General features: G+C 61.9%; 21 protein-coding genes. 8 read left to right on the top strand and 13 right to left on the bottom strand.

The genetic code is table 11. The features are described from left to right. Positions 1-28: 28 nt before the first annotated feature. Positions 29-2116 carry a type III secretion system export apparatus subunit SctV gene (gene sctV / locus GN234_RS19890; RefSeq protein ID WP_109752501.1) on the bottom strand — a complete coding sequence of 696 codons (2088 nt, stop codon included), beginning with the start codon at positions 2114-2116 and terminating at the stop codon, positions 29-31. Continuing rightward, complete coding sequence (locus GN234_RS19885; RefSeq protein ID WP_176688949.1) at positions 2113-3255, bottom strand: TyeA family type III secretion system gatekeeper subunit; 1143 nt, start codon at positions 3253-3255, stop codon at positions 2113-2115. Before GN234_RS19885 ends, sctV begins: the two co-directional genes overlap by 4 nt. 295 nt (positions 3256-3550) lie before the next feature. Here GN234_RS19885 and GN234_RS19880 point away from each other — a divergent pair, with 295 nt between their 5' ends. Together GN234_RS19880 and GN234_RS19875 are read left to right on the top strand one after the other, a co-directional pair. Beyond that, positions 3551-4102 (top strand): RNA polymerase sigma factor, encoded by a 552-nt coding sequence (locus GN234_RS19880; protein WP_109752503.1) that lies wholly within the window; start codon positions 3551-3553, stop codon positions 4100-4102. After that, positions 4099-4695 (top strand): GNAT family N-acetyltransferase, encoded by a 597-nt coding sequence (locus GN234_RS19875; RefSeq protein WP_109752505.1) that lies wholly within the window; start codon positions 4099-4101, stop codon positions 4693-4695. Before GN234_RS19880 ends, GN234_RS19875 begins: the two co-directional genes overlap by 4 nt. Before the next feature lie 317 nt (positions 4696-5012). Here GN234_RS19875 and GN234_RS19870 read toward each other — a convergent pair whose 3' ends face one another. Continuing rightward, a complete protein-coding gene (locus tag GN234_RS19870; RefSeq protein ID WP_109752508.1) occupies positions 5013-6227 on the bottom strand; it encodes a cytochrome P450 family protein in 1215 nt (404 codons plus the stop codon). A 144-nt stretch (positions 6228-6371) separates the two neighbouring features. Here GN234_RS19870 and GN234_RS19865 point away from each other — a divergent pair, with 144 nt between their 5' ends. After that, a complete protein-coding gene (locus GN234_RS19865; RefSeq protein WP_109752510.1) occupies positions 6372-7529 on the top strand; it encodes a serine hydrolase domain-containing protein in 1158 nt (385 codons plus the stop codon). Between the two features lie 174 nt (positions 7530-7703). On the opposite strand, the gene GN234_RS19860 is transcribed toward GN234_RS19865, so the two are convergent. Then, positions 7704-8828, bottom strand: coding sequence for a transglycosylase SLT domain-containing protein (locus tag GN234_RS19860; protein WP_116833697.1), 1125 nt, complete (start codon positions 8826-8828; stop codon positions 7704-7706). Between the two features lie 187 nt (positions 8829-9015). On the opposite strand from GN234_RS19860, the gene GN234_RS19855 reads away from it, so the two are divergent. From GN234_RS19855 to GN234_RS19840, 4 genes are all read left to right on the top strand, one after another. Further along, positions 9016-9504 (top strand): CesT family type III secretion system chaperone, encoded by a 489-nt coding sequence (locus tag GN234_RS19855; protein ID WP_109752514.1) that lies wholly within the window; start codon positions 9016-9018, stop codon positions 9502-9504. A gap of 11 nt (positions 9505-9515) precedes the next feature. Continuing rightward, positions 9516-11630 (top strand): type III effector, encoded by a 2115-nt coding sequence (locus GN234_RS19850; RefSeq protein WP_176688948.1) that lies wholly within the window; start codon positions 9516-9518, stop codon positions 11628-11630. 319 nt (positions 11631-11949) lie between these two features. After that, entirely contained in the window at positions 11950-14355 is a 2406-nt protein-coding gene (locus GN234_RS19845) for a penicillin acylase family protein (RefSeq protein ID WP_176688947.1), read from the top strand. Positions 14356-14456: 101 nt separating this feature from the next. Beyond that, entirely contained in the window at positions 14457-14798 is a 342-nt protein-coding gene (locus tag GN234_RS19840; RefSeq protein WP_014340738.1) for a carboxymuconolactone decarboxylase family protein, read from the top strand. A gap of 11 nt (positions 14799-14809) precedes the next feature. On the opposite strand, the gene GN234_RS19835 is transcribed toward GN234_RS19840, so the two are convergent. Beyond that, entirely contained in the window at positions 14810-15775 is a 966-nt protein-coding gene (locus GN234_RS19835) for a GlxA family transcriptional regulator (RefSeq protein ID WP_176688946.1), read from the bottom strand. A 187-nt stretch (positions 15776-15962) separates the two neighbouring features. Here GN234_RS19835 and GN234_RS19830 point away from each other — a divergent pair, with 187 nt between their 5' ends. Continuing rightward, positions 15963-16601 carry an HD domain-containing protein gene (locus GN234_RS19830; protein WP_109752521.1) on the top strand — a complete coding sequence of 213 codons (639 nt, stop codon included), beginning with the start codon at positions 15963-15965 and terminating at the stop codon, positions 16599-16601. Between the two features lie 194 nt (positions 16602-16795). Here GN234_RS19830 and GN234_RS19825 read toward each other — a convergent pair whose 3' ends face one another. The 8 genes from GN234_RS19825 to GN234_RS19790 all read right to left on the bottom strand — a co-directional run bounded on the left by GN234_RS19825 (position 16796) and on the right by GN234_RS19790 (position 25976). After that, positions 16796-17683 carry an ABC transporter permease subunit gene (locus GN234_RS19825; protein ID WP_109752523.1) on the bottom strand — a complete coding sequence of 296 codons (888 nt, stop codon included), beginning with the start codon at positions 17681-17683 and terminating at the stop codon, positions 16796-16798. Next, positions 17680-18600 carry an ABC transporter permease subunit gene (locus tag GN234_RS19820; protein WP_109752525.1) on the bottom strand — a complete coding sequence of 307 codons (921 nt, stop codon included), beginning with the start codon at positions 18598-18600 and terminating at the stop codon, positions 17680-17682. Before GN234_RS19820 ends, GN234_RS19825 begins: the two co-directional genes overlap by 4 nt. Beyond that, a complete protein-coding gene (locus GN234_RS19815; RefSeq protein WP_109752527.1) occupies positions 18597-19739 on the bottom strand; it encodes an ABC transporter ATP-binding protein in 1143 nt (380 codons plus the stop codon). Before GN234_RS19815 ends, GN234_RS19820 begins: the two co-directional genes overlap by 4 nt. 61 nt (positions 19740-19800) lie before the next feature. Then, positions 19801-20898, bottom strand: coding sequence for a polyamine ABC transporter substrate-binding protein (locus GN234_RS19810; protein ID WP_109752529.1), 1098 nt, complete (start codon positions 20896-20898; stop codon positions 19801-19803). Positions 20899-21082: 184 nt separating this feature from the next. Beyond that, the gene (locus GN234_RS19805) at positions 21083-22180 is read right to left on the bottom strand and encodes a polyamine ABC transporter substrate-binding protein (RefSeq protein WP_109752530.1); all 1098 of its coding nucleotides are present in this window, start codon (positions 22178-22180) and stop codon (positions 21083-21085) included. A gap of 197 nt (positions 22181-22377) precedes the next feature. Further along, positions 22378-23742, bottom strand: a complete 1365-nt coding sequence (locus tag GN234_RS19800; protein WP_014340744.1) for an aspartate aminotransferase family protein — start codon at positions 23740-23742, stop codon at positions 22378-22380. Positions 23743-23800: 58 nt separating this feature from the next. Further along, positions 23801-25159 carry a glutamine synthetase family protein gene (locus GN234_RS19795; RefSeq protein WP_109752532.1) on the bottom strand — a complete coding sequence of 453 codons (1359 nt, stop codon included), beginning with the start codon at positions 25157-25159 and terminating at the stop codon, positions 23801-23803. Between the two features lie 40 nt (positions 25160-25199). Then, a complete protein-coding gene (locus tag GN234_RS19790) occupies positions 25200-25976 on the bottom strand; it encodes a gamma-glutamyl-gamma-aminobutyrate hydrolase family protein (protein ID WP_116833701.1) in 777 nt (258 codons plus the stop codon). Positions 25977-25990: the final 14 nt, after the last annotated feature.

Genomic DNA, 25990 nt, shown 5'->3' with positions numbered 1-25990 from the left:
TGCGCTGCCGGCGCGCCAAGACCTGCCGTCACGCCGCGTCCTCCACTTGTAGTTTTTCCTGCTCGAGGTCAAAACGCCCCAGCACGGTGACCTGGGCATTGCTGTGCAACTCGCTGAAAGCGAGCACGGGCACGTGATTGAATTCGTCGCGCAACAAATCGCGCAGCGGTGCCCGCAGGTCTTGCGCCACCAGCAGCACGGCCACGCGCTTGGCGCGCAACGGGAAGCCTTCGCGCAACTGCATGACCAAGGCGCGGGTATGCAGGCTTTCCAGGGCAAAAAAGGTTTCCGTCTGGGTCTGGCGCAGCGCGTCGCGCAACAGGCCTTCGGTTTCCGGGGTCAACAGCCACACGTGCAGGCCGTCTTCGTCGCGGTACTGGTGATAGATCTGCGACTTCAGGGCGATGCGTGCGTAGTCGGTCAGCGCACCGACGTCACGCTCGTGCTGCCCATGCTCGATCAGGGACTCGGCGATCAGACGCACCGCTCGCAGCGGGACACCTTCGCCGGCCAGGCGCTGGAGCACGGCGGCGAAACGGGCCAATGGCATGGTTCTCTGCAGCTCCTGCACCAGCTCGGGCTGACCCGCTTCGAGCCAACTGAGGATCGACTTGCTCTCCTGGAGTCCCAGGAATTGCGGGCCCGTGGCAAACATGGCGCGGCTCATCCGTTCCACCAGTAATTCGCCGGCAGGCACCGCCTCCACGCGCTCGTCCGCCAGCAGCGGATCGTCAGGCGTCAGCCATAGCCACTGATGCTCGTCACGCACCTCGCTGCCGACCTGCACGTCGCGCGGTTCGAACGGCAGCGGCCCGCGCGCCACGGCCACACGTTCACCGAAAGTGGCGCGCAACATCGGCACCTCGTGCACGCAGAAGCGGAACTCGTCGTCCTCCAGCAGCACGCTGTATTCGATCTCAAAGGGCGGCAGGGTCAGGCCAAAGCCAGCCACCAGGGCATTGCGCTTCTTGCGGATCGCCTGGATGACGTCCTCGGCCGCCGCGTTGCCTTCCATGGCTTTGGAAAACTGCAAAAGATAGGCTCGGGTCGGGTCGAAGCTGCGCAGGTCTTCGGCACCGTTTTGTGCCGGGGCGATGACCTCCGTCGGCTGGTCGCCCTGGCGTGCCTGCCGGGCACGCGCGTACAACTGGAGGATGCCTGCGGTGCCGGTGATCAGGGCAATGACAATGAACACCAGCGTCGGCATGCCGGGCAAGGCCGCAAAGCCGAGCATGCCCACCGACGCGATCACCCAGGCCTTGGGTTCGGCGGTCAACTGCTGAGCGATTTCCTTGCCCACGCTGCTACCCGCCGGCTGCCCTTCCGGCGACACCCGGGTGATGATCATGCCCGCGGTGAGGGAAATCAGCAGTGCCGGAATCTGCGCGATCAGACCATCACCGATGGTCAACACGGCATACAGGTGCATCGATTCGGACGCGCCCATGTCGTGCTGCATCATGCCGACCGAAAAGCCGCCGATGAGGTTGATCACGACGATCACCAAGCCCGCGATGGCGTCGCCCTTGACGAACTTCATCGCCCCGTCCATCGCACCGAACAGCTGGCTTTCCTTGTTCAATTCCTCGCGCCGCCGCCGGGCTTCGCTGACATCGATCAGGTTCGCCCGCAGGTCGCTGTCGATGGACATCTGTTTGCCCGGCAACGCGTCCAGGGTGAAACGCGCCGCCACTTCGGCGACCCGCTCCGACCCCTTGGTAATCACCAGGAAGTTGACCACCGTCAGAATGAGGAAGATCACCAACCCCACCGCCAGGTTGCCGCCCACCACGAAATTGCCGAACGCCTGGACGATATGGCCGGCGTCGCCCTGGAGCAGGATCAATCGGGTGGTCGCCACCGACAATGCCAGCCGGAACAACGTGGTCAACAGCAGCACCGCCGGAAACGAGGAAAACGCCAGCGGCCGTGGCAGGTACAGCGAGAGCACGATCAGCAGACAGGAGATACAGATGTTGATCGCGATCAGCGCATCGACCACCGCGGTCGGCAAGGGCAGGATCAGCATGAAGACAATGCCCAGCACCACGAACGCCCCGACCACCTCGATGCGCCGCACCGCTTCGTTGGCGACTTTGTTCAACAGGGCGATCATGAGCGCGCTCCAATCACCGGCACGGCGGTCTGGCTTCGGGGCTCGCCACGGGAACGCTCATCGAGCAGCACCAACAGATTCTTCAACGCGGTCTGTCGGCTTTTGCCATCACGCCAGAGGGGCAGCGGCAAACGCTTGAGCAAGGGATACAGGCCGTTCAGGGAGACCAGTTGGTCGCGCTCCTGGTCGCCCCCCAGCTCACGCCCGATGCGCCGCACTTCCGCCGCTGACAGGCCACTGCTGACAAACCCCAGCATGCGCTGGAGCAACAACACGGCGGTGAGCTGGCTGGCCGGACAGCTGTAGGCCAGTTGCTCCAGCAAACGGCGACAGCTGTGCAGGACACTGCCCAGTTGCGTCGAGGCCGCCAGGCCGATCAACAACGTGCGCAACAGCGCGGTAGGGCGTGAAGGCGTATGCGCGGCGATGTCGTCAGCCAGTGCCCGGCGCATCATGTCCAGCCCCGGCACGAACGCCGCCTCGCCAAACAGGCCAAGCAATGCTTGCATCATGGTGGGCAATGACTGCTTGAGCACCACGGTGTCGTAGTAGAGCCGCCGTACCGCCTGGCGCAATTCGGGATCGCCGCCCGCAGCGCGCAATGCCTCGGCGATGTTCATGCCCGCCTGGATCTGCGCGCCATAACGCTCGCGCAATAGCTGCAGGTAATCGCGAGCACGCTGGGCTTCGACGAGACGCCCTTGCACCTCGGCATCGCGCAATGTTTGTTGCAGGATCAGGTCGGTACGGGCCGGGTCTCCACCAGTGGACTGCACCACTTCTTCAAGCACCGGCTCGCCACACAACAACAGACCCGCCTGGGCGGCCATGGCCCCCAGGCTCTGCTTGCCTGGATGACCGAGTTGGTCGTACCACTCCTCCAACTGCTCGCGCGTCTCGACCCGCACCTGGCCCACCTCACTGCGAGCATTGCGAATGCGCCGCTGGCTCAGCGCCTTGGTATTGCGCTCCACGTGATGGCTGAAGGTCATGCCGACCTCCTCCATCGAATTGGACTGCACGGCCTGGAACGATTCGACAGGCTTGCCCATGCCCACGACGGCCGAAGCGGCCTGGGCAAGATTGACGGCAATACGCGCATTGGTCGGGGCTTCTACTTTCATGATGGCCGTGAGCATGGTTTCGGACGCTCAGTGGGTGGCGGTGATCCGGCATTCGGTTCCATCGGCGGCCATGGCCTTTTCTGACCGGTTCGAGAGAGCTTCCCGACCAAGCGTTCGCTCGGTGCAATTTCATGCAGTGGGGCTTGGGACGGCTGTGCATGCCCTTGCACAAATAGAGCAAAAGCACTAGATAAAAATACTTACTTATCAAATAGATAACTAACAAATTTGGCTTGGCACAGGTCCTGCTGACAGGGGAAACGTCGACATTTGCATCGACGCTACGGAACCTACTCAGAGGGATTTATTGATGAACAGCCTGAATCTCATGGCCCCCCCGCAAACCTCCCCGGCACCCACGGGTGCGCCAGGCATCTGCTTCGGCGAGGAACGCAAACTGCGTCTGTTTGTGCAAAAACGCGTACTCAACCAAGACGACGCCGACGACATCATCCAGCTCACCTACCTGGAAGCCTGGCGTAACCAGCAGAAGTTCAAAGGGCTGGCAAAGCAGGACACTTGGTTGTGCGGTATCGCCCTGAACCTGATCCGCAACCATTTCCGCCGCTTCTACGCACAGCCGCCGCTGAGCACTTTCGATGAAAGCGAGTTCAACGAGTCCAGTGACGACATTGATCTGAGTGAACTGTGCGACAACCGTCGGTTGCTGGACCGTACGCTGATCGCCATGGACGCACTGCCCAAGGACATGCGCGATACCCTGTGGACCGCCGTGGACACCGAAAGCAGCTATCGCGACGCTGCCGAACGGCTGGGCGTACCCATTGGCACCGTGCGTTCAAGGTTGTTTCGCGCGCGTGAACAACTCAAGCGAAGCGTCTACGGAGAAGCCCGGCCATGACTCAGAATCGTTTGAACAGCCGGCCCGACCTGCCACGCGGCGTGCGCCGCTACACCCCCGACGACTTGCCGGTGATGACAGATATCTTCAACGAAAGCGCTCTGGGGGGGACCAGTTCCCCTGTACTCAGAGCGTTTTCCCTGAAGGAAATGACGTTCTTCGTCGACTGTTTCGTCAAGGAGGGCGACCCGATCTACGTGCTCGAACGCGCTGGCGAAGTCGTCGCCTGGTTGATCGTCAATCGCTTTTGCTGGGGTGCCCAGGCCTGTCGATTGACCGGTGAAGTGTCGATCTACGTGCGCAACGACCACATCGGCAGCGGCGTCGGCATTCGCCTTGGCCAAGCCGCGGTGGTGTTGGCCAAACGGTATGGTTTCGAGACGCTGGTGGCCTGGATCATCGAGCACAACGAGGCCAGCAAACGCGGCGTACAAGGGCTTGGCGCGACGCAATGGGGACGCTTTCCAGGGATCGCCCGGTTCGCGGATAACCGTGCCGACGTCGTGCTTTATGGACTGCACCTGACGCCAAGCGACACGATACCCACCACCCTTTCAGCGCCGGCGCAAAACGAGGAGGCCAGCCTGGCGTGAGTCCACGGCTCGTCCGGCGGGACGTTGGACGAGCCGTTTTTCTATCCGGCAAAGGCCTGTGCCACTTTCTGCACAGGTCACAAACAACGTTACTCACCCAGGGTTTATTCGGTCCATTGTGGCGAGGGGATTTATCCCCGCCGGGCTGCGCAGCAGCCCCAAAAAGGTTGGCTGCGACCAGCCAGGCACGCCACGGCGGCAGGCTTCAGGGCCGCTTCGCAGCCCAACGGGGATAAATCCCCTCGCCACACATTCATACGCCCTCTCAAGTAAACCGCATGCACCGTCACCAGGGCTTCTCCCGGCAAGCAACCGCTTCAGTCCACCGACCAACACACCGGCAACGCCTCCGGCCCCCTGAAGTTGGGTACGTAGCGCCAACGCACGGCGCCGGGATCGACCGCCAATTGCAGCCCGGGGCAACGCCGAAGAAGCGTATTCAATGCAATTTCCAGCTCCTGCCGGGCCAGCGAGGCGCCCAGGCAGTAGTGAGTGCCCTTGCCGAAAGACATATGTGGGCAGACCGGGCGAGCGATGTCGAGCGTGTCAGGATTTGCACACAGGGCTTCGTCACGATTGGCCGACCCCACCACCGCCATCAGCAGTTGCCCGCGCAACAAACGCTGCCCGCCCAGTTCGGTGTCACGGGTGACGAAGCGGACCATCGCCCGCTCCACCGACGAGTCATAGCGCAAAAGTTCTTCGACCGCGCCGGGCATCAGCGCCGGGTCGTCACGCAAGCGCGCCAGCGCCTTCGGGTGCTGCACGAGCATGTGCACGGCATTGCCGATCATCGACGCCGATGTTTCGTGCCCGGCGATGATCAACAAAGCGATCATGCTGCACAGCTCACTTTGGCTGAGCCTGCTGCCCTCTTCCTCGACCTGCACCAACGCCGAAACGAGGTCGTCGCCCGGCTGCGCCCGACGCTGGTCGATCAACGCAAGCATGTAGCCGGCGAATTCGTTGTAGCAACGCTGCAACTCGCTCAGGTCGTGGCCCACTTGCTGGACGATCATGTGGGACCAGCGGCGGAAATCGTCACGGTCTTGCGCGGGGACGCCAAGCAATTCGGCGATGACGGTGATCGATAACGGGAATGCATATTGGCTCACCACGTCCATTCGCCCGCTCGACCGCACGGGCTCCAGCAACGTCTCGGCGATCTGCTCGATACGCGGCCGCAGGGCGTTCACCGCCTTCAACGTGAAGGCCTTGTTGACCAGGCGACGCAAGCGGCGATGACTGTCGCCATCGCGGTTGAGCATGTGTTCGTTAAGGAACGCGATCGATTGCTCGCCACCGAGCATCGCGGCGAACTGCGCATCGATCCGCGACGGGTCACGGGCGAAGCGCTCGTTATCCAGCAGCACCTCCTCGACCTCCCGGGCTCCGGTGACGTACCACATCGGCAACTGCCCTTGCGCCTGGCTGAGGAACACCGGGGCCGCCTGGCGCAGCGCCGCATAATGCCGATAGGCCTCGCCGCGAAACGCGTCGCTATTGAAATCAAGGGTACGCTCGTAAGCCATGAACACTCTCCGGGGGCATGAATCGTTGCTCCTTGAGTGGCACGGCTGGCCAAAAAGATCCCTGTGGGATCCGGACCTGTCGGTGAACCGTTTGCACGACCAGCGTCACTCAAGGAAAAACACCAACCCTTGCGTGGAGCTGACATGACGCGTGCACTTGCTATCCATGGTCAATGCGACACTCGTTTCGAACCGGTCAAAGAGGCGTTTATCCGGCTGATGCAAAGCCCTTTCGAACGCGGTGCCGCCCTTTGCATCCAGATTGACGGTGAAACCGTTATCGACCTGTGGGCCGGCATTGCCGGGCCGGAACCGGACAGCCATTGGCAGCGCGACACGCTGCTCAATCTGTTTTCCTGCACCAAGCCCTTCACGGCGGTAGCGATCATGCAACTGGTCGGTGAAGGGCGCCTGGATCTGGACGCGCCGATCTGCCACTACTGGCCGGCCTTCGCCAACGCCGGCAAAGCGTCGATCACCCTGCGCCAGGTGCTTTGCCACCGCGCCGGGCTGCCGGCGCTGCGCACGCCCCTCGCACCGGAAACCCTCTACGACTGGAACACCATGACGGACCTGATCGCCGAGGAGCATCCCTGGGCCGCGGCGGGGGAACAGCAGACCTATTCGCCCTTGCTGTTCGGCTGGATCCTCGGCGAGCTGCTACGCCGGGTGGATGGCCTGACGCCGGCGCAAAGCATTCACCGACGCGTGGCAGTGCCGCTCGGGCTGGATTTCCACATCGGTCTGGACGACGCGACCATCGCTCGCTGCGCCTACATGGCGCGCACCAAAGACGAGATCGACGATGAGGCCTTTGGCCGGGTGCTGAACGACGTGCTCACCGCGCCGACCGCCATGAGCGCCCTGGCCTTTGCCAACCCGCCGATGGTGCTGGGGCGCAGTAACGAACCCGGCTGGAAACGCATGACCCAGCCGGCGGCCAACGGACACGGCAATGCCCGCAGCCTGGCGGCGTTCTACACCGGCCTGCTCGACGGGCGCCTGCTGGAGTCGCCGCTGCTCAACGAAATGCTGTGCGAACACAGCGCCGAGTACGACCCGACCATCCAGACTCCAACCCGTTTTGGCCTGGGCGTCATGCTCAACCAGCCGGATGTGGCGAACGGCAGTTATGGCATGGGCAACGAAGCGTTCGGCCACATGGGCGCCGGTGGCACCATCGGCTTTGCCGACCCTGAACGCGGGGTGGCGTTCGGCTTCGCCTGCAACACCATTGGCTCCTACGTCTTGATGGACCCCCGCGCACGCGGCTTGGCCAATGTCGCGATGGGCTGCCTGTAGATCCCGGATGGAAGAATCAGTAGCCCGGCTGGCGCGGATCGATCGTTCCCACGCTCCTGCGTGGGAATGTCGCCAGGGACGCTCCGCGTTCCGCTTCTGGAAGGTGACGCAGAGTGTCACAGGATGCATTCCCACGCAGAGCGTGGGAACGATCGATATGGGGGGATGATCGGCTCAAACTCCTGGCGGCGCGGCCACCTCCGCCACCTGCGGCTCGGCCCCTCCAGTATCGGGTGCGGCGACCACTTGCTCTTCGCTACCGGCCACGTGGGGCAGCGCCGCCTTGGCGATCATGTCCGGTTGGGCCAGCAACCTGCGCGACGCTTCCAGGGGCATCAACAAGCGCCCCCTGGCCCGGCCACGCGCGGCAGGGTTGAGCATGCGCAACTCTCGCTCATGAACACCGGACAACAGCGCCAGGTGCGCCAGGTCCACAGGCTGCGCCAAGGCAACCATCTGGAAGTACGGCTGGTCAGCGATGGGCGCCAGGCTCACGCCATAGTCCGCGGGCGCATTCACCAGTTGCGACAGCGCCAGCAACCGCGGCACATAGTTCTGGGTCTCGCCGGGCAACGACAGGTTCCAATAGTTGGTCGCCAGGCCACGGGCGCGATTGCGCGTGATGGCGTCGCGCACCCGCCCTTCCCCGGCGTTGTAGGCCGCCAGCGCCAGCAGCCAGTCGCCGTCGAAGTAATCGTGCAGGTAGGACAAATAATCCAGGGCAGCCCGCGTCGATGACGGAATGTCCCGGCGCTCGTCGTAATCGCCTCGCTGCTGCAATTGGTAGCGGCGCCCCGTGGCGGGAATGAATTGCCACAGGCCCAAGGCTTGGGCCGGCGATTGGGCATTCGGATTGAACCCGCTCTCGATGGCCGGCAGCAGTGCCAGTTCCAGCGGCATGTTGCGCTTGTTCAGCTCGCCAACGATGAAGTGCAGGTAACGGCTGCCGGCACGCCCGGTCTGGGTGAGAAAAGCCGGGCGATCCATCAGCCAGCGGCGCTGCTCATCGACGCGCGCTACGCCCTGGGTCTTGGCCTGCAAGGAAAACCCCTGACGCATGCGCGCCCACAGGCTACCGCCGCTTTGCGGGGCTAACTCGCCGATCTGGATGATGGTGTCCGTAGGCGCCGGCTCCAGCCAGCGCAGTTGCGAGCGGTAAGGCTCGTTGGCGTAAGGATCGCCGATGGTCAACTGCGGTTCGAGGTGCTGGCAGCCATACAGCAAGGTCCCCATGGCCAGCATGGACAACCCTTTGGGGACGAATCGAAGGGCCGGCAAAGGTGCAAGTGATCGGGACATGGGCGGTCAACCTTGAATGAGGTGGCGCCATTGGGTGGCAGATCACAGGGCAGCGGTTCCACGCAGGTCACCCGGCGCGCCGGCATCGGGCGGCAGCGGCGCTCGGTTGGAACCGAAATGCCGCAGGTGTCACTCACCATGGGCAGCAGGCGCTCGTCGGCGCCTGGATGACAATACGAGGTCAATCATGGCGTCACCCACCTATTGCAAGCTGATCGATCAGCTTTGCGCCCTCACGATGATTCCAACCCCGTCAGCGTTCTACGAACAGGCGAACCTGTCGGTCAAGGATGTCGACTTTTCCCTGAAACACACCCCTGGCGTGGGCGAGGGAGATGTCTTCATCTACTGCAGCTTCGGGCCGTTGCCCGTGGCGAATCGCGAAGCGGTCCTGCAACGGTTGCTGGAAACCAACCTGTACCTGCTGAGCGGGGCGTTCTGCCCGTCCCTGTCTTACAACCGCGACAGCGAACAGGTGATCCTGATCGGCCACGTTCCCCTGGAAAACCTCGCGGCCGAACGCCTGCTCGGGTTGATGGGCGGTGCCGCTGAAATGGCGCTGATTTGGCGAGATGGCTACTTCTTCGACGGCGCCAGCCCAAACGACGCCGCCAAGGCTACCCAGCACAAACCCACCCCCCGTAGCACCGGGCTCAACAGCGCCCTGTCAATCTAGGAGAACACGACATGCCAGATTTATCAGTAGGACGAAGCACTGGCTCGGCGGCGTTGCACCAGCAGGACGACCGCATAATGCCGGTGGGAACCAGCCTGTCCGAGCAGGTTCGCCCCTCCACCAATCCCCTGGTGCCTTATCACTTCGAAGGACAAGCGACCGACAAGACCCAGCAAACACTCAGGACCCGGCAGCAACGCCTGACAGGGCTGGTCAACAGCCTCGGCAAGAAAAACCCCGAAAGCGACCCCATCGGCTATGCACGCGAGCACATGACCCTGGAAGGCACGGCATTGGGCTATGCGCCCGGCACAAGCTATCAAGACATACAAAAGCACCTGGCCGAACTCGGCGGCACGCCTCACCCGATGCTGTCGGGCCAGGAAGAAACCGAAGCATTCGTCCAGGACTTCAACGAGTACCTGGGAAAGAACGACAAGGACAGGAAGGAAAGCGGTGGCTTCGGCGCGGTCTGGGACAAACACTGCGCACGCGTGGGCGATACCCTCGGCGCCTACCATTCGTTATGCCAGGAAGTGATCGACAACACACCGGAAGGTGATCGCCAGCCTCTGCAAAACAGTCATGACGCCTTCCGCGGTTACGCAAAGGGCGTCATGCAAGCCATGACGCAAGAGCTGCCCACGCGCTTGAATACCTTCATGGAAAGCCGAATCGAGCATACGCGCAGTGCAATGAACAACGAGAGCCTTTCCCAGCCCGAACGAGACCAGGCGACCACTGAACTGAACCAGCTGCTCAAGGTTCAGGAGGAGTTTGAAGACTTTCAGGAAAATGAGGACAGCAAGCCTAGCGAGCTGACTAAAGCGACGAAGAAAAACGAAACGTTGGACACGGCGCTGAAGAACGTCGGACGCCAGGACTATGTTGCTGACCTCAAGACCACGAGCGGTTTTGTAACCGGCCTGGCGGTGTTCGCCGGGGCGGGGATCCCGCAGGGCGTGGCCTCTGCGGGCCACTTTGGCGCAATCACTGCGTCGATCGATGAGACAATGGCCGACGCCTCCTACGGCAAGCATGTCGCGGCGACCTCGACTGTCCTTGGCACCGCACACAAAGTGATCAGCGACGGCATCCGTCCATTCGTCCAGGTCGTGGTCGACAAGACCATCGGCGCGGGTCTGGCAAAGGTCGATCCGCTGGCGGTGTACCCCAAGGCCTTGCAAGTCGTCACGCAGAACGGGCGGCGGGTCGCCAACCCTGCACTCGATGCGCGCAATCTTGCGCAGGAGCAACAGCGCAACGAATTCACACTCAAGCAGAACGCGAACAACTTCGGCACCGCGAGCGGCGATTTCACCGGCTACCTCGCCTTCGGTGCCGCTCACGCAGTGCGGGACACCATCGACCAGTTCACCTCAGTCAACGCTGGTGGCATCGTCGCCCGCACAGCGGCCTCCGCCGTAGGCGGCACCTTCATGGCCGGCGGCCAGGCCGTGGCAAAATACGCCCAGACCCATGGTGACGAGGAGATTCCTACCTACCGGGTCACCAAGGAAAACCGCAACTGGAGCGAACTCCTGCCCAAGGCGTTTTCCGAAGCGACAGGAAAGCTCAACCCGCTCAACATGGCCAATGTCAGCGACCTCACCAACCGGATCGTCGGCGTGGGCGAAGGGATCGCCATGCGCACGGCGGTGGGCGACGCCGCCGCGGTGGGTGAGGATCCGGAAGTGCGGGAAAAAATGGAGCAGATCGTCACGACCTTCTTCTCCTCCGGCCTGACCCTGCTCCCATTCTTTGCCAACAGCGTGGCGGCACCGCTCGAAAACAAGGCGCTGGCCGGCAAAGACGACCTGACCCAGCGAGCCAAGGTACCGCTGCAAAACGTTGCACATCCAAACCGGGACAGCCTGCCCCACACCCAGCCCGCAGGCTGGCGGCGGGACCTTGAAAACACCTACCACGTGACGCGCGGCCTTACCCAGATCATTCCGCAAGCCACTATCGCCGGGCTTAACCTGGGGGCCGACAAGATTCAGAGCATGGCAACACGGCCTAAAAATCCTGGCGCCGGCGACAATATGGAGCTGGCGGAACGCGGCGAAGCGCGGCCCCAGGGCGGGCCGTCCAATGAAACTGCACCTACCCCCCGGCCAAGCTGATGAACCCGTCGGGCCTTCCTTCGATGGCTCGACGGTCAACGGCTGAAACCTCCCTTCTATAACCGGCCGCAGGAGCCCCCTGCGGCCGGCCCTCGCGACACACGCCGACTCACATCCCTTTGCGCTTCGACGACGGCAGACGTGATTGCTGTGCCGATCAACGATAGCCTTGCGATTCTCCGCGCCGCTTATACTCCGACCCGCACGACGGTCTGGAGCAAATCCCTCCGACGGGCGATACGCCGGGAAGCAGCCGTATGCTAAACAGGGAATCAACAGCGAGACCATGGGACCGCTGTCACCAGAATAAGGAATCACCATGAAGCGCACCCTCATCGCCTTCCTGTCACTGGTCGTCACCGCGATCATCGTCGCGGGCGGCTACCTCTACAGCAAGCAACCCACCCGCCAGGGCACGGTGCAGTTGCAAGGGCTGCATGGCTCGGTGACGGTGCGCTACGACGAACGCGGGGTGCCGCATATCCGCGCCGAAAACGAAACCGACCTGTACCGCGCCCTCGGCTATGTCCATGCCCAGGACCGGCTGTTTCAAATGGAGATCATGCGTCGCCTCGCCCGTGGCGAGCTGGCCGAGGTGCTGGGCCCCAAACTGCTCGACACCGACAAGTTGATGCGCAGCCTGCGCATCCGCGAGCGCGCCGTGACCTATGTGACCGAGCAGGATCCCCAATCCCCGGCCTGGATCGCCATGCAAGCCTACCTGGACGGGATCAATGCCTACCAGGACAGTCATACCCGGCCGGTGGAATTCGACGTACTGGGCATTCCCAAGCGCCCCTTCACCGCCGAAGATACCGTGAGCATTACCGGCTACATGGCCTACAGCTTCGCCGCCGCGTTCCGTACCGAACCCCTGCTGACCTACGTGCGCGATGTGCTGGGTGCCAACTACCTGAACATTTTCGACCTCGACTGGCAGCCTCAGGGCGTGCTGGCCGAAGGTCGCAAGGGCGGCCTGCCGCTGGCCGCCGCCGACTGGAAAGACCTCAATGCCCTGGCCCGCCTGAGCGAGCAGGCCCTGGCCGACAACGGCCTGCCGCAGTTCGAAGGCAGCAATGCCTGGGCGCTCTCCGGCAGCCGCACCCACAGCGGCAAGCCTTTGCTGGCCGGCGACCCGCACATCCGTTTTTCCACGCCTTCGGTGTGGTACGAGGCGCATTTGTCGGCCCCAGGCTTCGAGCTCTACGGGCATTACCAAGCACTGCTGCCCTTTGCGACGCTGGGCATGAACCGGGATTTCGGCTGGAGCATCACCATGTTCCAGAACGACGACCTGGACCTGGTCGCCGAGAAGATCAACCCGGACAATCCCGAGCAGGTCTGGTATCGCGGCCAATGGGTCGACATGACCCGTAGCGAACAGCAGATCGCGGTCAAGGGCCAGGCGCCGGTGACGCTGGTGCTGCGCCAGTCGCCCCACGGCCCGATCGTCAACGATGCCCTCGGTGCGAACGCCGGCAAGACCCCGGTCGCCATGTGGTGGGGGTTCCTGGAAAGCCGCAACCCGATCCTCGAAGCCTTTTACCAGCTCAACCGCGCCGATACCCTCGCCAAGGCCCGTGGCGCTTCGGCCAAGATCCACGCACCGGGGTTGAACGTGGTGTGGGCCAACGCCAAGGGAGACATCGGTTGGTGGGCCGCCGCGCAACTGCCCAAGCGGCCGGCCGGCGTGAAGCCCGGCTTCATCCTCGATGGCAGCAGCCCGGAGGCGGAAAAGGAAGGCTTCTATCCATTCAGCAGCAACCCGCAGGAAGAGAACCCGGCGCGGGGCTACATCATCTCGGCCAATTTCCAGCCGGTGCCAGCCAGCGGCATCGAGATCCCCGGTTACTACAACCTCGCCGACCGTGGCCAGCAACTCAACCATCAGCTCAGCGACAAGCAGGCGAAATGGGACCTGGAAACCACCCAGAAACTGCAACTGGGCACCACCACCGCCTACGGCCCTCGCCTGCTTGCGCCTTTGTTGCCGGTGTTGCGTGACGTGGTCAGCGACCCTCAGGAGCGCAAATGGGTAGAGCAACTGGCACAGTGGCCGGGCGATTACCCACTGGACTCCACCAGTGCAACGCTGTTCAACCAGTTCCTGTTCAACCTGGCCGACGCGGCCCTGCGCGATGAGCTGGGCGACGGTTTCTTCGACACCGCACTGTCGACCCGGGTGATCGACGCGGCCCTGCCACGCCTGGCGGCCTCCGGGGACTCTCCATGGTGGGATGATCGCACGACCCTTGGCACGGAGACCCGCGCCGACACCGTGAAAAAGGCCTGGGACAAGAGCCTCGTTCACCTGAAGGCCACCCTCGGCGAAGACGCCACGCAATGGCAATGGGGCAAGGCCCACACCTTGACCCATGGCCACCCGCTGGGCCTGCAGAAACCCCTGGACCAGATCTTCAACGTCGGCCCGTTCGCCGCGCCGGGCACCCACGAAGTGCCCAACAACCTCTCCGCCAAGATCGGCCCGGCACCGTGGCCAGTGACCTACGGGCCTTCGACCCGGCGCATCATCGACTTCGCCGACCCGAGCCACAGCGTCACCATCAACCCTGTCGGCCAGAGCGGCGTGCCGTTCGACAGGCATTACGAGGACCAGGCCGAGGCCTACATCGAGGGGCTGTATCACCAGGCGCACCTGGCCGAGGAAGAAGTGACGGCCAATACCCATGGCACCTTGAAACTGCTGCCGGCCCGGGCGCCCTGAATCGGGCGCGCAGGTCTTTTTCATCACCACCCGGGCTTGATCGTCATGGATGGTCAAGACTACAGGGGCTAAATCCCGTCTCTTCCATAGGAGTCAACGCTATGTTCAATAACTGGTCCGAACTGCTGCCCACCATCAAGAGCGCCTTTGGCGCCCTGGGCAAGAGCAATCCGAAGATGGTCAAGGCTTACATGGCCCTGGACGAAGCCGCGGCTGAAAACAACGTGCTCGATGCCAAGACCCGTGAACTGATCTCCATCGCCGTGGCCATCACTACGCGCTGTGACGGTTGCATCGGCGTACACACCGACGCCGCCATCAAGGCCGGCGCCACCCGCGAAGAAATCGCCGCCACCCTGGCCACCGCCGTGTCATTGAATGCCGGCGCGGCGTACATCTACTCCCTGCGAGCCCTGGAAGCCCATGACGCGTTGAAGAAGTGAGGGGCTGACACCTACGCCAGCGCGCCGAAATTCAGCCTGAATCGCTGCGGCGTCACGCCCAGCCTGCGATTGAATACGCTGCGCATGTGCTGGGCATCACGAAAGCCGCATTGCCAGGCCACGGTCTTGAGCGGGGCGCGGGTGCTTTCCAGCATTACCCGCGCCGCGTCCACCCGGGCCTGCTCGACGAACTCCGCTGGCGTGACCTTCGCTTCCCGGGTGAACACCCGAGAGAAGCTGCGCGGGCTCATGTTCACGGCATTGGCCAGGTCGGCGATGGTCAGGTCACCGTTCAGGTGCGCCAGTACATAGGCCTGGACCTGGGCCACGGTGGACGTCGGCTCAGCGTGGGGTGCGAGAAAAGGACTGAATTGCGACTGCCCGCCCGCGCGCTGGGTAAACACCACCAGCCGCTTGGCGACACTCAGCGCCACGTCCGGCCCATGGTCCTGGGCCAGCAGGAACAACGACAGGTCGATGCCTGCGCTGACCCCGGCGGAGGTGTAGAGCTGGCGATCCTGCACATACAAACGATCCGCTTCGACCCGGGTCGAGGGACACAGCTGCGCCAGCGCCGCGGCGTCACCCCAATGGGTGGTGACGGTCCGCCCCTCCAGCAATCCAGCCCGGGCCAGCATGAAAGCGCCATTGCAGATCGACCCAAAGCGCCGGGCCCGTCCACAGGCCTCCCGCAGCCAGGCATCGAATCCTGCCCCAAGGTGCATGAACGGCAGCTGCGGCCCGCCCGCGACCAACAGCAAGTCGTAGGCCTGCCGAGCCTCGCTGAAATGCCGATGGGCATTCAGGGACAAGCCGTTGGAGCAGGACATCGCGCCACGCTCGGCGCCGATCACTTCAAGCCGATAGTGATCCTCGGCGACCAGGAACCGATTGGCTTCGCTGAACACGTCCATGGGCCCGGTGACGTCCAGCGACTGGACGCCAGGGAATACCACGACGGCGACGATTTTCTGCATGGTGCTCGCTTGCCTTCGAGTGGAACGACTCCAGCACCCTAGCCAATTCGCGTCCCGGAAGCCATCTGGCACGAAACCCAGGTTTATTGGCAAGGATCGCAGCCATGGGAACATTGTCCGGCTACCTTGCGGCGAACAGACTGGAACCCTCGGCGCCGCACTGGCCCATCGTCAAGAGGAGAACAGCATGAACAGCATCGCCGGCATCAAGATCCCCGACAGCACCCTCGCCCGCGCCACCACCGAATACATCCGCGATATCGAATCCGACTTGCTGTACCACCACTCCCGCCGGGTATTTCTGTTCGGCGCCTTGAGTGGCCAGCGTCGGCAGTTGGCCTATGACCCGGAGTTGCTGTATGTCGGTGCGATGTTCCACGACCTGGGCCTGGTGGAGGGTTATCGCAGCGATGATGAGCGCTTCGAAGTGGATGGTGCGAACGCGGCCGCGGCGTTCCTCAAGCCCTACGGGTTGAGCGATGACGACATTGAGCAGGTGTGGCTGTCGATTGCCTTGCACACTACGCCGGGCGTACCCAAACATCTGCGCCCCACGGTGGCCCTGGTGACCGCTGGCGTGGAAATGGACGTGCTGGGCATGGACTACGCCGCGTTTCCCGCCGCACAGCGCGACGCCGTGGTGCACGCTCATCCGCGTGGGGAAGGGTTCAAGGAGTGCATCATCTGCGCCTTCGCCAACGGTTTGCGGCATCGTCCGCAGACCACCTTTGGCAATGTGAAGACCGATGTGCTGGTGGATCAGGAGCCGGGGTTCAAACCGATGAACTTCGTGGAGGTGATCCGTACTTCGCCTTGGCATTCGTAGCCAGCACGCCCCACCGCTATCGCGAGCAGGCTCGCTCCCACAATGGGATCTGCGTTCGACCGCGGATTTGTAGGCGAACAAAAAACTGTGGGAGCGAGCCTGCTCGCGAAAGCGATGCATCAGCCAACATGAATGTTGGATGTACCTCCGTCTTCGCGAGCAAGCCCGCTCCCACATTAGGCGCCAGTCTCGGGTCAGACCGGTGCGGTCTCGGCCCGGCGGACTTCCGGTTGTTTCCAGGAGTCGGCGGCGCTTTCTTCGATGGCTTGCTGGATCGCGCGTTTGCGATTTTCTTCGGCGCGACGGCTGAAGTACCAGACCAGGAAGGTCACCAGCGACACGGCCAGCAGGATCAGGCTCGCCACGGCGTTGATTTCCGGTTTTACCCCCAGGCGTACCGCCGAGAATACTTCCATCGGCAAGGTCGTCGAACCAGGGCCGGAAACGAAGCTCGCCAGCACCAGGTCGTCCAGGGACAACGCGAAGGACATCATGCCCCCCGCCGCCAGTGACGGCGCGATCATCGGGATGGTGATCAAAAAGAACACCTTCCATGGCCGCGCACCGAGGTCCATGGCCGCCTCTTCGATGGACAGGTCCAGCTCACGCAAGCGCGCCGAGACCACCACCGCCACATAGGCCGCGCAGAACGTGGTGTGAGCGATCCAGATCGTGACGATGCCACGTTCCTGGGGCCAGCCGATCATCTGTGCCATGGCCACGAACAGCAGCAACAGCGACAGGCCGGTGATCACTTCCGGCATCACCAACGGCGCAGTGACCAGGCCACCGAACAGCGTGCGGCCCTTGAAGTGGGTGATGCGGGTCAGCACGAAAGCCGCCAGCGTACCCAGGGCCACTGCGGCAATCGCCGTGTAGCAGGCGATTTCCAGCGAACGCACCACCGAGCCCATCAACTGAGTGTTGTCCAACAGGCCGACGTACCACTTGATCGACCAACCGCCCCATACCGTCACCAGTTTCGAGGCGTTGAACGAGAAGATCACCAGGATCAGCATCGGTGCGTAGATGAACAGCAAACCCAGCACCAGCATCAGGCTTGAAAAACTGAAGCGCTTCATTCCTTGCCCTCCATTTCTTTGGCCTGACTGCGGTTGAACAGGATGATGGGCACGATCAGGATCGCCAGCATCACCACTGCCAGGGCGGATGCCACCGGCCAGTCGCGGTTATTGAAGAATTCCTGCCACAGCACTTTGCCGATCATCAGGGTTTCCGGGCCGCCCAGCAGTTCCGGGATCACGAACTCGCCCACCACGGGGATGAACACCAGCATGCAACCGGCGACGATGCCGTTCTTGGACAGCGGCACGGTGATTTTCCAGAAACTGTTGAAGGTACTCGAACCCAGGTCCGACGCGGCTTCCAGCAGGCTGGGGTCATGCTTCACCAGGTTGGCGTACAACGGCAGGATCATGAACGGCAGATAGGAGTAGACGACGCCAATATAGACCGCCAGGTTGGTGTTGAGGATTTGCAGCGGTTCGCTGATCCAGCCCATGCTCAGCAAGAAGCCGTTGAGCAAGCCGTTGTTGCTGAGGATGCCCATCCACGCATAGACGCGGATCAGGATCGCGGTCCAGGTCGGCATCATGATCAGCAGCACCAGCACCGTTTGCATCTCTTTACGGGCGTTGGCGATGCCATAGGCCATCGGGTAGCCGATCAGCAGGCACAAGACCGTGCTGATCAGGGCCATTTTCAGCGAGCCGAGGTAGGCGGCGATGTACAACTCGTCCTCGCTCAGCATCGCGTAGTTGGCGAGGTTGAGCAGCACCTGCAGTTTCTGGTCGACGTAGCTGTAGATCTCGGTGTACGGCGGAATGGCCACATCGGCTTCAGCGAAGCTGATCTTCAGGACGATGAAGAACGGCAGCATGAAGAACAGGAACAGCCAGAGGAAGGGCACCCCGATGACCAGTTGGCGGCCACCGGGCGTTATTCGGTCGAGTCGGCGTTTGAATTTGCGCATGTTCATGAGCGAAGCACCACGCCGCTGTCGTCTTCCCACCAGACGAACACCTGGTCGCCCCAGGTCGGCCGCTGGCCACGGCGTTCGGCGTTGGCGACGAAGGACTGCACCAGCTTGCCGCTCGGCAATTCGACGTAGAACACCGAGTGACCGCCCAGGTAGGCGATGTCATGGACCTTGCCGCTGGACCAGTTGTTTTCGCAAGTCGGCTGCTCGGCGGTGACCAGCAGTTTTTCCGGGCGAATGGCGTAGGTCACGGACTTGTCCTGCACCGAGGTGCTGATGCCGTGGCCAACGTAGATGTTGCGGTCCAGGTCCTTGCAAGTCAGCACCGCGTGGCCTTCGGCGTCGTCCACCACTTCGGTCTCAAAGATGTTGACGTTGCCGATGAACTCGCAGACCAGCCGGCTGGTCGGGGTTTCGTAGATGTCGATCGGGCTGCCGATCTGGGCGATCCAGCCCAGGTGCATGATCGCGATGCGTTCGGCCATGGTCATGGCCTCTTCCTGGTCGTGGGTCACCATGACGCAGGTCACGCCAACCCGCTCGATGATCTCCACCAGTTCAAGCTGCATTTGCGAGCGCAGCTTCTTGTCCAGGGCACCCATCGGTTCGTCGAGCAGCAACAGCTTTGGCCGCTTCGCCAAGGAACGGGCCAGGGCCACGCGCTGGCGCTGACCACCGGAAAGCTGGTGCGGCTTGCGCTTGGCGTACTGGCTCATCTGCACCAGCTTGAGCATTTCGGCCACGCGGGCATCGATCTCGGCCTTCGGGATCTTGTCCTGTTGCAGGCCGAAGGCGATGTTCTGCGCCACGGTCATGTGGGGGAACAAGGCATAGGACTGGAACATCATGTTGATCGGCCGCTCATAGGGCGGCATGTCGGTGATATCCACGCCGTCGAGGAAAATCCTTCCCTCGGTGGGCCGCTCGAAACCGGCCAGCATGCGCAGCAAGGTGGATTTGCCCGATCCCGAACCGCCGAGCAAGGCGAAGATCTCGCCTTTCTTGATTTCCAGGGACACATCGTCCACGGCAATCGTCTCGTCGAACTTCTTCGTGACCCGGTCGATTTTGACCAGCACCTGCTTGGGTGTCTGGTCGCCCTCGAGGGCTTTCTTATAGGCGCCGGAGGCAACTGCCATTTACGAAACTCCCACAGAATTTGCAGTTCGCCCCACGCGGACGAACCTAAGAGTGTTGACGTTATTTACCCGACTTGACCTTGGTCCAGCTGCGGGTCATGAGTCGTTGGATCTTGGGCGGCAACTCGGAGTTGACGTAGAGCTTGTCGACGACCGCTTGCGGTGGATAAACCGCTTCATCGGTGCGTACTTTCTGGTCCATCAGCTCGCCAGCCTTCGGGTTTGGATTGGCATAACCGACGGTGTCGCTGACCTGGGCGATCACCTCAGGCTTGAGCACATAATTGATGAAGGCATGGGCCTGCTTGACGTTGGTGGCATCACGCGGGATCGCCAGCATGTCGAACCAGAGGTTGCCGCCTTCCTTGGGGATCACGTAGGCGATTTCGACGCCTTTGCCGGCCTCGCTGGCGCGGGCGCGGGCCTGGAAGATGTCGCCGGAGAAGCCGGCGGCCACGCAGATCTCGCCGTTGGCCAGATCGGAGATGTACTTGGAGGAATTGAAGTAAGTCACGTAAGGCCGGATCTTGAGGAGCTGGGCCTCGGCCTTCTTGTAGTCTTCAGGGTCTTCGCTGTTGGGGTTCAGGCCCAGGTAGTTGAGCATCGCCGGGATCATCTCGTCGCCCGAATCGAGGAACGAAACGCCGCAGCTGGACAGCTTCTTGATGTTTTCCGGCTCGAACAGCATGGCCCACGAGTCGATCTTCTCGACGCCCAGGACTGCCTTGATTTTCTCGACGTTGTAGCCAATGCCGTTGGTGCCCCACAGGTAAGGCACGGCGTACTGGTTGCCCGGGTCGTTCTTTTCCAGGCGCTTGAGCAGCGCAGGGTCGAGGTTGGCGTAGTTGGGCAACTGCGCCTTGTCGAGCTTCTGGAACGCCCCGGCCTTGATCTGCTTGCCCAGGAAGTGGTTGGACGGCACGACCACGTCGTACCCGGTACGCCCGGCCAACAACTTGCCTTCCAGGGTTTCGTTGGAGTCGAACACGTCATACACCGGCTTGATGCCTGTGGCTTTTTCGAAATCCGCCAGGGTGGTCTCGCCGATGTAGTCCGACCAATTATAAATATGCACGGTGGAGGCAGCCTGGACGCTGACGGCGAGCGTCAGGCCGGCACCGGCCAGCAAGGCGTTGCGTAACAAAGAAAAGACTGGCACGTGGAGGTCCTCTTAAATAGTTGGGCCCAAGTTGCCCCCGTCACTTGGCCAAGAGAGGCCCTGCAACAAAACCGGCGCGCAACTTACCCTCGATAAACCGATCCAGCAAAACTTTTAGTTATTTAATTGCTCCTGTTGCCGCCGCCGCGATGACAGCGACAACAGGAAGATGCTTCCGGCCGGCTTACTTACCGGATTTGATCTTGGTCCAGCTGCGGGTCAGGATCCGCTGGGTCGCGGACGGCAGATCGCTGATGGCATACAGCTTGGCCTTCACTTCATCCGATGGATAAATGCTCGGGTCACCGGAGATTTCCTTGTCCACCAAAGCGGTGGCAGCCTTGTTGCCGTTAGGGAAGCGCACGTTGTCGGTGATCTCCGCCATGATTTCCGGCTGCATGATGAAGTTCATCCATTTATAGGCGGCTTCGACATTCTCGGCATCCTTGGGAATGGCGACCATGTCGTAGAACGAACCGGCACCTTCCTTGGGAATGGTGTAGGCCACTTTCACTTTGCCGCCAGCCTCGGCAGCACGGCTCTTGGATTGCTCGATATCACCCGAGTAGCCCACGGCTACGCAGATGTTGCCGTTGGCCAGGTCGGAAATGTATTTGGACGAGTGGAAGTAACCGATCGATGGACGCAACTTGAGGAACAGCGCTTCGGCCTCGGCCAGTTGCTTCTTGTCCTGGGTGTCGGTCGGGTAGCCAAGGTAATGCAGGGCCACCGGAATCATTTCGGTTGGCGAATCGAGGAAGCTCACGCCGCAGCTCTTGAGCTTGGCGATGTTCTCCGGCTTGAGCAGGGTGTCCCAGGAATCGATCTTGTCCACGCCCAATGCGGCCTTGACCTTCTCGGGGTTGTAACCGATGCCGATGGTGCCCCACATGTAAGGGAAGGCATGTTTGTTGCCCTGGTCGCTGGCATCGCCGACAGCCTTGAGCAGGTCGGTGTCCAGGTTCTTCCAGTTCGGCAGCTTGGACTTGTCCAGCTCCCGGTAGACACCGGCCTTGATCTGCTTGGCCAGGAAGTTGTTCGACGGCACCACGATGTCATAACCGGACTTGCCGGCCAGCAACTTGGCTTCCAGGGTTTCGTTGCTATCGAACACGTCGTAGACGACTTTGATCCCCGTTTCTTTCTCGAACTTGGCAACAGTGTCCGGCGCGATGTAGTCGGACCAGTTGTAGACGTGCAGCACTTTATCGTCCGCCTGAACGGCACCCGCCATCACGCCCATCAGGGACATGGCGAGGAGGGTCTTGCCAGCTATCTTCATACCTAATGTCTTCATGCCTAATGCCTTCATGAAAAAGTGCTCCAGTTATTCTTCTTAGCCACAGTTCAGTAGCCGACTCTCTGGCAACTTGAACAGGCGGTAGTCTGGCAAGTTACAGGGCAGGCTTTCAACACAAGCCCGGCCTTTTGTTCACGCCGGGCGAGGCCCTTGCAGGCACCTCGCTCAGAGCCTAGCACTTAGCCTTGCAACGCACTGAGCGTCAGGTCCAGGCATTGCCGCGCCTTGGTCACCAACTCATCGATCTCGGCCTTGCTGATTACCAGTGGCGGCGCAATGATCATGGTGTCACCCACCGCGCGCATGATCAGCCCGTTATCGAAACAGAACTGCCGGCAGATCATGCCCACGCCCTTGCCTTCGTAGCGCTTGCGCGTGGCCTTGTCCTGGACCAGTTCGATCGCACCCAGCAAACCGACCCCGCGCACTTCACCCACCAGCGGATGATCGTTCAGCTCCCGCAAACGCTTCTGCAAATAGGGTGCCGTTTCAGCATGGACACGCTCGATGATCTTTTCGTCGCGCAGGATGCGGATATTTTCCAAGGCCACCGCAGCGGCCACCGGGTGACCGGAATAGGTAAACCCGTGGTTGAAGTCACCGCCTTCGTTGAGCACCGCGACCACGTCGTCGCGCACGATCAGACCGCCCATGGGGATATAGCCGGAGGTCAGGCCCTTGGCGATGGTCATCATGTGCGGTTTCAACCCGTAGTGATCGGTACCGAACCACTCACCGGTACGGCCGAACCCGCAGATCACTTCGTCGGCCACGAACAGGATGTCGTACTTGGCGAGGATTTCCTTCATGCGCGGCCAGTAGCTGTCGGGCGGCACGATCACGCCGCCGGCACCCTGGATCGGCTCGGCGATGAAGGCACCGACGTTGTCCACGCCGATCTCCAGGATCTTTTCTTCCAACTGGTTGGCCGCCCAGACGCCGAACTCTTCGGGGCTCATGTCGCCGCCTTCACCGAACCAGTAGGGTTGGGCGATGTGGACAATGCCCGGGATCGGCAGGTCGCCCTGTTCGTGCATATAGGTCATGCCGCCCAGGCTCGCGCCGGCCACGGTCGAGCCGTGATAACCGTTCTTGCGGCTGATGATGACTTTTTTGTTCGGCTGGCCCTTGATTGCCCAATAGTGGCGGACCATCCGTAGCATGGTGTCGTTGCCTTCGGAGCCGGAGCCGGTGAAGAACACGTGATTCATGCCTTCAGGGGCGATGTCGGCGATGGCTTTGGACAACTCCAGCACCGGCGGGTGAGCGGTCTGGAAGAACAGGTTGTAGTACGGCAGCTCGCGCATCTGCTGGCTGGCGGCATCGGCCAGTTCTTCGCGACCGTAACCGACGGCCACGCACCAGAGCCCGGCCATGCCGTCGAGGATCTTGTTGCCTTCACTGTCCCAGAGATACACGCCTTTGGCGTGAGTGATGATGCGCGGGCCTTTCTCTTTGAGCTGCTTGAAGTCGCTGAACGGCGCCAGGTGGTGATCGTTGCTCAGGGCCTGCCATTCACGGGTTTGCGGGTTATTGCGGGTCATGCCAATTCTCCTGTTATCGGTGGGGGCGAAGCTGCCTCAGGCAGCTCCGCCCGGCGCTTCAGACGGCAAAGAGCAGGAATTCCCGCTCCCACGAACTGATCACGCGCTTGAAGTTTTCATGCTCGGCCCGCTTGACCGCGACGTAGCCTGTGATGAATTTCTTGCCCAGGTATTTCTCGATGGTGGTGCTGTTTTCCATGCGTTCCAGAGCGTCTTCGATGGTCAGCGGCAAACGCAGGTTGCGGCGTTCGTAGCCTCGGCCCACCACCGGCGCGCTCGGGTTGATGCCTTCGACCATGCCGATGAAGCCACACAGCAGGCTGGCGGCAATCGCCAGGTACGGGTTGGCATCGGCGCCCGGCAAGCGGTTTTCCACCCGACGGTTCTGCGGCCCGGCATCCGGCACGCGCAGGCCCACGGTGCGGTTCTCTTCGCCCCACTCCACGTTCACCGGTGCCGAGGTGTCGGGCAGGAAGCGGCGGAACGAGTTGACGTTGGGGGCGAACAGCGGCAACAGCTCGGGAATGAACTTCTGCAGGCCACCGATGTGGTGCAGGAACAGATCGCTCATGGTCCCGTCGTCATTGGAGAAGACGTTCTTGCCGGTTTCCTTGTCGATGATGCTCTGGTGCAAGTGCATCGCGCTGCCCGGCTCGCCGGTCATGGGCTTGGCCATGAAGGTGGCCGCCACGTCATGCTTGAGCGCCGCCTCGCGCATGGTGCGCTTGAACACCAGGATCTGGTCGGCCAGGGACAGGGCATCGCCATGACGGAAGTTGATTTCCATCTGCGCCGTACCGTCCTCGTGTATCAAGGTATCGAGGTCCAGCTCCTGCAATTCACACCAGTCATAGACGTCTTCGAACAGCGGGTCGAATTCGTTGGCCGCTTCGATCGAGAAAGACTGACGACCGGTTTCCGGGCGGCCGGAACGGCCAATGGGCGGTTGCAGCGGAAAGTCCGGGTCGTCGCTGCGCTTGGTCAGGTAGAACTCCATTTCCGGCGCGACGATCGGCTGCCAACCCTTGTCGGCGTAGAGCTTGAGCACCTTCTTGAGCACGTTGCGCGGCGACAGCTCGATGGGATTGCCCTGCTTGTCGTAGGCGTCGTGAATGACCTGGGCGGTGGGCTCGATGGCCCAGGGCACAAGGAACACTGCGTTCTCGTCCGGGCGACAGATCATGTCGATGTCGGCTGGGTCGAGCAGTTCGTAATAGATGTCGTCTTCGACATAGTCGCCCGTAACGGTCTGGAGCAGAACGCTCTCGGGCAGGCGCATGCCTTTCTCGGCGATGAACTTGTTGGTCGGCGAGATCTTGCCCCGGGTGATACCGGTCAGGTCGCCAATCATGCATTCGACTTCTGTGATCTTATGGTCTTTCAACCAATCGGTGAGCTGGTCGAGGTTGTTACTCATAAATGCCTCTAGGCGTGAGTTTCCTGACTGCTATTAGTCGTCAGGCGTTGTTTGACGCATCGGCGTCGCGTTGTGTTGCCCTTGCTCGGCAGGCATCGCCAAATGCCTGGAAAATCGCAAGGTAGTGCGGGTTAGAGCTTACCTCCCATTCAGGGTGCCATTGCACACCTAAAGCAAAAGCCTTGCCTCCTGGCACCGAAACAGCCTCGATCAGGCCATCGGGCGCCACCGCTTCGGCCCGTAACCCGGGCGCCAGCCGCTCGATGCCCTGGCTGTGGATCGAGTTGACCTCTATCAGTTGGGGCAGACCCAGGCCTGCCAGTACACCGCCGGGCTGGATATGCACGGCGTGGGCAGGACCGTATTGGACATCCACCGCTTGAGTGTCGTCTTCACGATGATCGATGAAGGTTCCGACTTCATGAACTTTCTGATGCAGGCTGCCGCCAAAGGCTACGTTCATCTCCTGGAACCCACGGCAGATGCCCAGCACCGGAATGCCGGCAGCGACAGCGGCGCGGATCAGCGGCAAGGTGGTGGCATCCCGTGCAGGATCATGAGCAGTGCCCGGCGCGCTGGCGGGGCCCTGATAATGAAAAGGTTCTACATTAGAAGGAGAGCCGGTAAAAAGAATGCCGTCCAGGGCGTCCAGAATATCGGACGGCGTGAACAGATCCGCCAGGGACGGAATCAGCGCTGGCAAGCCCTTGGCGGCTGTCGCGACAGCCCGGGAATATTTATCGCCACTGATGTGATACGCATGCAGACCAATCTGCCTGGAGCAGGTGGTGACGCCGATTAACGGCAGGCGAGACATGAAGCACCCCGGTA

This window comes from Pseudomonas bijieensis, from assembly GCF_013347965.1.
GTDB classification, from domain to species: Bacteria; Pseudomonadota; Gammaproteobacteria; order Pseudomonadales; family Pseudomonadaceae; genus Aquipseudomonas; species Aquipseudomonas bijieensis.
The sequence above is the reverse complement of the archived record's forward strand: the minus strand, read 5'-3'. Positions and strand labels throughout refer to the sequence as shown.